The organism is Burkholderia sp. HMSC10F09 (assembly GCF_001806955.1).
GTDB classification, from domain to species: Bacteria; Pseudomonadota; Gammaproteobacteria; order Burkholderiales; family Burkholderiaceae; genus Burkholderia; species Burkholderia multivorans.
This window is the reverse complement of sequence record NZ_KV786901.1, coordinates 1-1,135: the sequence shown is the minus strand read 5'-3', so window position 1 is coordinate 1,135 and position 1,135 is coordinate 1. Positions and strand designations below refer to the sequence as shown.

Annotated in this window: 1 protein-coding gene; it reads right to left on the bottom strand. The window is 67.8% G+C overall.

All coding sequences use genetic code 11. The features are described from left to right. Positions 1–1,135 (bottom strand): MdtA/MuxA family multidrug efflux RND transporter periplasmic adaptor subunit (locus tag HMPREF3115_RS25450; protein WP_256276426.1); only part of this gene is annotated, 1,135 nt, incomplete at both ends.

The following is a 1,135-nucleotide window of genomic DNA, read 5'->3' as shown; positions in this document are numbered from 1 at the left end:
CCCCGCCGTGACGGCCGGCCGCGCCCGATGCCGCCGACGCAGCCGAAGCCGCGCTGGCGCCGTGCGCGCCCGACGCGCCTTTCGGCTGGTCGGCCGGAATCGAGATCTTCGCGCCTTCGCGCAGACGGTCGGAGCCGTCGGTGACCACGCGCTCGCCGACCGCGACGCCATCGACGATGCTCGTGCGCTCGCCGTCGACCGGACCGACCTTGACCTTGCGCACCGTGACCGTGTTGTCCGGTTTCACGATGTAGACGAACTGGCCGATCGAGCCCGTCAGCACGGCCGAGGTCGGCACGATCGTCGCGTCGCGGATCACGTCGACGAGCAGCCGCGTGTTGACGAACTGATTCGGAAACAGCAAGCCTTCCTTGTTATCGAACGTCGCGCGCAGCTTCACGGTGCCGGTGCTCGTGTCGATCTGGTTGTCGAGCGTTTCCAGCGAGCCGGTCTCGAGCGGAATCGTGTTGTTGCGGTTGTACGCGGTGACGGACAGCTTCTGGCCCGCGTTGACCTGCTTCAGGATCTGCGGCAGGTTGTCTTCCGAGGTCGTGAAGATCACGCTCATCGGCTGCAGCTGCGTGATCACGACGATTCCGTTCGTGTCGCCGGGCGTCACGTAGTTGCCCGGATCGACCTGGCGCAGGCCGACGCGGCCCGACACCGGCGCCACGATGCGCGCGTACGTGAGGTTCAGCTTCGCCGAATCGACCGCGGCCTGATCGGTTTTCACGGTGCCTTCGTACTGCTTGACCAGCGATGCCTGCGTGTCGACCGTCTGCGATGCGATCGAATCCTGCGACAGCAGCGTGCGGTAGCGCTTCAGGTCGAGGCGCGCGGTCGCGAGCAGCGCCTGATCGCGTGCGAGCGTGCCTTCGGCGTTCTCGAGCGCGACCTGATACGGGCGCGGGTCGATCTGCGCGAGCAGGTCGCCTTTCTTGACGATCTGGCCTTCCTTGAATGCGACCGACTGCAGGTAGCCGGACAACTGCGTCTTGACCGTCACGTTCGCGAGCGGCGTCACGGTGCCGAGCGCGCTCAGCACGACCGGCATCTCGCCGCGCGTCGCGGCCGCGACCTGCACGGGCTGCGGCACGTTCGCCATCGCAGCGGGCCCGCCGCGGCCGCGGTGGCC